The sequence below is a fragment of the Nocardioides sp. genome (assembly GCF_036267815.1).
Classification (GTDB): domain Bacteria; phylum Actinomycetota; class Actinomycetes; order Propionibacteriales; family Nocardioidaceae; genus Nocardioides.
The window spans coordinates 25,646-31,645 of the sequence record NZ_DATAVI010000044.1 but is presented as its reverse complement, the minus strand read 5'-3'; the positions used below and the strand labels follow the sequence as shown (position 1 = coordinate 31,645).

Below are 6,000 nucleotides of genomic sequence, written 5' to 3'. Positions count from 1 at the left end.
GGTCAGTCCCAGCGGCCCTGCCGGCCCTGGCGGCCCTGCTTGGTCTCCCCGCGGCGCCGCTTGGCGTCGAGGCGGCGCCGGTCGGCCGCGCGGGACGGCTTCGTCGGCCGGCGCGGACGAGGTGGTGGCGCGGCGGCCTCGCTCAGCAACGCGGTCAGCCGGTCACGAGCGGCTCTGCGGTTGGCCAGCTGCCCCCGGAACTCCGAGGCCGCCACGGTCAGCACACCGTCCACGAGACGCCCCTCGAGCCGCGCCAGCATCCGGGCGCGAGTGGTCTCCGGGAGCGAGGGCGAGCGCTGGACGTCGAAGGAGAGCTCGACCCGGGAGTCGGCGGTGTTCACCCCCTGGCCGCCGGGCCCGGACGAGCGGGAGAACCGCTCTGACAGCTCCCGGTCCGGTACGACGATCGCGCGGCTCACGCGCAGGCCCTCGCCGTCCATCACAGCTCCTCGAGGATCTGAAGCGTCGTGTGCCAGGCCTCGCTCTCGGCGTCGATGACGGTGAAGTGGTCGCCCTCGACCTCGGTCAGCGCCGCCGACGCGCCGGCCCGCGTGGCCGCCTCGACGTAGTTGCGCGACTGCGAGACCGGCACGACGTCGTCACCGACCGCGTGGACGCAGTGGACGGGCACGTCGAGCGGGACCTCGCGAGCCGGGTCCGCCGCCGCATCCGCCGGACCGGGCGGGTGACCCAGGAACGCCTCGACGGCGCCGGCTCCCAGGTGCTCGTCGTGGGCCGCCCGCAGGTCCAGGACGCCGGCCTGGGCCACGACGCCGGTCAGCTCGACCGTGGTCGGCCAGCGGGGGTACCGGCCGCGCGCCGCGGCCCACGTCGCGAGGTGGCCTCCCGCGGAGTGCCCCACGGCGATCACCCGGGTCAGGTCGAGGTCGTGCTCGGCCAGGGCGTCGATCGCCGCGGCGACGTCGTCGAAGGTCTCGGGGTCTCCCCCGCCGTTGCCGACGCGGCGGTACTCCACGTTCCACGCCGCCCAGCCGTGCCGCACGAGGCTGTCGGCCAACGGCCGCCCCAGGGAGAGGTCGTACCTCGCCCGCCAGAAGCCGCCGTGGATCACCACGACGACCCCGCGGTGGGAGCCCTCGGGCAGGGTCAGCTCGACGCACTGGCTCGGGTCGTCGCCGTACCTGACGACGCGCTGCGGTGTGTTCACACGCGTCAGTCGCCGGGACCGGCGGTGTGGCACACCGCCTCGACGTTGTCGCCGTCGGGGTCGCGGACGAAGGCGCCGCAGAAGTGCTCGTGGTACTCCGGCCACAGCCGCGGCGCGGGCAGCGTCTCCGCACCGAGCTCGGTGGCCGCGGCGTGGAAGGCGCGCACGTGGTCGGTGTCGGGTGCGGTGAAGGCGAGGTGCACCTGCCGGGTGAGGCCCAAGGTGCCGAGCACCCGGTCGTAGAACGTCTCGGACGCCGCGAGGTCCGCGCAGTCGATGCCGAAGTGATCGATCATCGGCCCAGCATGGACCACCACGCCGACCGACAGCTCGGCGCTCAGCTCGCGAAGACCGCCCGCAGGGTCTCGCGCCAGGCCGCGGACAGCTCATCGAGCGGGATCTCGAAGTGGTCGGTGACGACCAGCGAGGCCCCGCCGGTGCGCCCGATCGGACCCGCCGGCACGCCCAGCGAGGCGGCCATCGCGAGGAAGGAGTCGAGGCGGTCGTCGGGCACGGTCACGACGGCACGGGAGGCCGACTCGGAGAACAGGCCGACGAACGCGTCACCCAGGAGTGAGACCGTCGCGCCGACGCCGTGGCGCAGGCACGACTCGACCAGCGCCTGGGACAGGCCGCCCTCCGACATGTCGTGGGCGCTGGTGAGATACCCACCACGCGCGGCCTCGACGAGCAGCCGGGCGAGGTTGGCCTCGTCGCGCAGGTCGACGGCCGGAGGCTGGCCGCCGAGGTGGTCGTGGACGACGTTCGCCCACTCCGAGCCGGACAGCTCCTCACGCGTCTGACCCAGGTGCACGATGGCCTCGCCCTCGGCCGGGAACCCGGTCGGCGTACGGCGGCGCACGTCGTCGATGACCCCGAGGACGGCGACCACGGGCGTCGGCAGGATCGCGGTGTCTCCGGTCTGGTTGTAGAGCGAGACGTTCCCGCCGGTGACGGGGATGCCCAGCGCCGCGCACGCCTCCTTGAGCCCGCGACAGGCCTCCGCGAGCTGCCACATCACGGCGGGGTCCTCGGGCGACCCGAAGTTGAGGCAGTCCGAGACCGCGAGCGGCATCGCGCCTCCGCACGCGACGTTGCGGTAGGCCTCGGCCAGCGCGAGCTGGGCGCCGGCATACGGGTCGAGCTTGCCGAAACGGCCGTTGCCGTCGGTCGCCAGGGCGACTCCCAGATGGGTGTCCTCGTCGACCCGGACCATGCCGGCGTCGGACGGCTGCGCGAGGACGGTGTTGCCCTGCACGTAGCGGTCGTACTGGTCGGTGATCCACGACTTGTCGCACAGGTTGGGCGACGCTGCGAGCCGCAGCACCGTGGCCCGCAGCTCGTCGCCGTCGGCCGGCCGGGCGAGTGACTCGGCGCCGTCAGCCTGGAGGGTGTCCTGCCAGTCCGGCCGGGCGAGCGGACGCTGGTAGACCGGGCCGTCGTGAGCCACCGTGCGCGGGTCGACGTCGACGACCGTCTCGCCGTGCCAGTCGACGACCAGCCGGCCGTCGCCGGTGACCTCCCCGATCGTCGTCGCCTCGACGTCCCACTTCTCGCAGATGGCGAAGAACCTCGCCGCGTCACCGGGCTCGACGACGGCCATCATCCGCTCCTGGCTCTCGCTCATGAGGATCTCCTCGGGAACGAGCGTGGTGTCGCGGAGCGCGACCTTGTCGAGGTCGACGTGCATGCCGCCGTCGCCGGCGGCGGCGAGCTCGGAGGTGGCGCACGAGATGCCGGCGGCGCCGAAGTCCTGGATGCCGGCGACCACCCCGGCGGCGAAGAGCTCGAGCGTGCACTCGATCAGCAGCTTCTCCATGAAGGGGTCGCCGACCTGCACCGCCGGCCGCTTGGACGGCTTCGTTGCGTCGAAGGTCTCCGAGGCCAGGATCGAGGCGCCGCCGATGCCGTCGCCTCCGGTGCGGGCGCCGTACATGATCACGAGGTTGCCGGCGCCGACGGCCTTCGCGAGGTGGAGGTCCTCGTGCCGCAGTACGCCGACGCAGAGCGCGTTGACCAGCGGGTTGCCGGCGTACGTCGCGTCGAAGACCGCCTCGCCGCCGATGTTGGGCAGACCCAGGCAGTTGCCGTAGCCGCCGACTCCCGCCACGATCCCGGGCAGCACGCGGTGGGTGTCGTCGGCGTCCAGCGGCCCGAACCGCAGCGGGTCCATCACCGCGACCGGCCGGGCGCCCATCGCGAGGATGTCGCGGACGATGCCGCCGACACCGGTCGCGGCGCCCTGGTAGGGCTCGACGTACGACGGGTGGTTGTGCGACTCGATCTTGAAGGTGACGGCGTAGCCCTGGCCGATGTCGACGACCCCGGCGTTCTCCCCGATGCCGGCCAGCATCGTGCCGACCGGGGTCTCCTGGGCGAGGTCGCCGAACTGGCGCAGGTGGACCTTGGAGGACTTGTAGGAGCAGTGCTCGCTCCACATCACCGAGTACATCGCGAGCTCGCTGCTGGTCGGCCGGCGACCGAGGATCCCGCGGATCCGCGAGTACTCGTCGGCCGTCAGCCCCAGCTCGGCCCAGGGCTGCTCGCGCTCGGGGTCGGCCGCGGCGACCGTGACGGTGTCGAGAGGCTGCGGCACGACCCCAAACCTACCGTCAGCCGGCCGCGGATCGTCCGCGTGTCACCGGTCGCTCCCGATGTCGACAGGATTGGGGACGGCGGCTTTCTCCCGGGCGCAGTTGCGGTTACTCTCCCGCCCACCACTTGGTCAGTGCGCGAACGATCTCGACGGGGGACATGACGTGAGCTTTTGCGGCAACTGCGGGGCGCCGTGGCAGGACGGAGCGAGGTTCTGCGGAGCGTGCGGAGCGCCCGCGCCGGCACCCACATCGGCCGCGGCAGCGCCGGAGCCGGCACCTTCGCCCGTCTCGAGTCCGGCACCCACCCCGACGCCGGACGACGTCGCCGCTGCGGCCTCACCGGTGCGGGATGCTCCCGCGCCGCCCCCAGCAGATGCGAGCTCCGAGACCGCCCCTCTGCATCTCGCGCCGACCCCTGACCCAGCCGCACCCGCACCCCCCGCCCCGCCCGCGCCACCGGCAGCGCCCGTGGCGCCCGTCGCCCCGGCGGCACCTCCCGCGCCAGCGGTGTCGACCCCGCAGACCGCACCGGTCCTGCCGCCGGACGCCACCCGGCCGGAGCCGGCGCTGCCGCGGCTCCCGAAGCTCGACATCACCCAGATCCTCACCGGCGACTGGCCGGGTGCCGCGCTGACCGCACTGGCGACGCTGCTCACGGCGTTCGTGGCATCCGCGCTCCTGGTGGCCCTGATGCACCCGGACGGCGTGGGCGTGCGGGGCTTCCTGACCGTCGTCACGCTGATCACCGGCTCGGCGTTCGGGGGCAACACCACGGGCCACGTGAGCGACCAGGGCCCCGGCACCATCAGTGTCGGCGCCTACCCCTTGACCGTCACGGTGCTCGCGCTCGCCGTCGCGACGGTCCTGCTGAGCCGTCAGCTCCGGCGCTACCCCGACTGGACCGGCGCCGCGATCCACGCCGTCCGCACCGCCCTGGTCTTCGCGGCGGGCATCGTGGTCCTCACGCTGGTGTTCCGGTCGACCCTGTTCATCCCGGCGACCTTCGGCGATGTCAGCAACCGGGTGACCCAGGACAACGGGACCTTCGCTCTCGAGAGCGGCACGTGGAGCAGCCACGCGGGGGGCGCCGCGGCCGTCGGCGTGCTGTTCCTCCTGCTGATCGCCGCCGGCCTGATCCTGATGCGCGACGACACGCTGCCCCCGGCCGTCGTCCTCGTGCGCGGGTGGGTGGCGGGGCCCCTCCGGTCGATCGGCGTCCTGGTCGCCGGCTCGGTCGCGCTGGGCGCGATCGCGGCCGTCGTGCTGTTCGTCAAGGACAGCAACACCCACAACACCTCGTCGATCGCCATCTGGCTGGCGATCCTGCCCAACCTCGGGATCACGGCGCTCTACACCGGGGCCGGAGCCGGGCTGCACTACGTCACCCATGCGGGCAAGTACCACCTGACCACCTCGCAGCACCTGACCCACTTCACCGACCATCTCTCACCGGTCCTGTGGGGGCTGCCGGTCCTCACGCTCGTCGTGTTCGGTGCCTCCGCCCTGTTCCTCGCCTACCGGAGCGGTCCGGGCGGGATCCAGGCCGACATGCTGCGCTGGCTGGTGGCGCTCGTGGTGGCGACCCCGATCCTGGTCCATCTCGCGGCGTACCACGCGACGTACCGCTCCGGGGCGCGCGGCAAGCAGGTCGCCACCATCACGGTCGGCATCGACTCGTGGCAGGCGATCGGGCTCGCGCTGGCATGGGGCTTCGCGATCGCGTTGGTGGTCACCGCCGTCGCCCGCTCTCGCGCCCAGCGCTCCGGAGCGGCTCCGACGTCCTGGTCCGGGCCGACCGGGTAGTCGGCTCGTGCCAGACGGGGGGAGGGTGAGCGGACCAGCACCGCAGGTGCGCTTCTGCGCGGCGTGCGGCGCGCCCCTGCGAGGCACCCAGTTCTGCACCGAGTGCGGGGCCCGAGCCGGCACCGCCGGGGCCCGAGCCGGCACCGCAGGTCGGCAGACCCACGCGCCGCCGGCGACACCCCCGCCCCCGATCGAGTCAACGCCGGCACGTCCGCCGCACCCGCAGCGTCCGCCGCACCCGCAGCGCCGACGCGGCCCATGGCTGGCAGCAGCCGTGGCCGGCCTCGTCCTCGCCCTCGCCTGTGCTGCCGCGCTCGCGGTCCCGAACGTGCGCTCGCGACTCGAGCGCCTCCACGACGTCGTGGGCAGCACGGCCCGGTCGACGAGCTCCCCTGCTGGAGAGGGGCTGCCCGTCGTCCGCCGGCTGCCGTA

General features: G+C 73.5%; 5 protein-coding genes and 1 pseudogene. 2 read left to right on the top strand and 4 right to left on the bottom strand.

Going from position 1 to position 6,000, the window contains the following annotated elements:
* Window positions 1–2: 2 nt before the first annotated feature.
* The 4 genes from arfB to purL are packed head-to-tail and all read right to left on the bottom strand — an operon-like array spanning window position 3 to window position 3,764.
* On the bottom strand, window positions 3–440 hold the full coding sequence (arfB, locus tag VHW64_RS09640; protein WP_329650326.1) for an alternative ribosome rescue aminoacyl-tRNA hydrolase ArfB: 438 nt from the start codon (window positions 438–440) through the stop codon (window positions 3–5).
* Window positions 440–1,168, bottom strand: coding sequence for an alpha/beta hydrolase (locus tag VHW64_RS09635; protein ID WP_329650325.1), 729 nt, complete (start codon window positions 1,166–1,168; stop codon window positions 440–442). The genes arfB and VHW64_RS09635 overlap by 1 nt, the downstream gene beginning before the upstream one ends.
* Window positions 1,169–1,173: 5 nt before the next feature.
* Entirely contained in the window at window positions 1,174–1,464 is a 291-nt protein-coding gene (locus tag VHW64_RS09630) for a VOC family protein (protein WP_329650324.1), read from the bottom strand.
* A 41-nt stretch (window positions 1,465–1,505) separates the two neighbouring features.
* Window positions 1,506–3,764: a phosphoribosylformylglycinamidine synthase subunit PurL gene (gene purL, locus VHW64_RS09625; protein ID WP_329650323.1), complete on the bottom strand. Its 2,259-nt coding sequence runs from the start codon at window positions 3,762–3,764 to the stop codon at window positions 1,506–1,508.
* 58 nt (window positions 3,765–3,822) lie between these two features.
* On the opposite strand from purL, the pseudogene VHW64_RS20300 reads away from it, so the two are divergent.
* Both VHW64_RS20300 and VHW64_RS09620 read left to right on the top strand, forming a co-directional pair.
* A pseudogene (locus VHW64_RS20300) lies at window positions 3,823–3,993 on the top strand (zinc-ribbon domain-containing protein); the annotation flags it as partial.
* Between the two features lie 279 nt (window positions 3,994–4,272).
* On the top strand, window positions 4,273–5,568 hold the full coding sequence (locus VHW64_RS09620) for a hypothetical protein (RefSeq protein WP_329650322.1): 1,296 nt from the start codon (window positions 4,273–4,275) through the stop codon (window positions 5,566–5,568).
* Window positions 5,569–6,000: the final 432 nt, after the last annotated feature.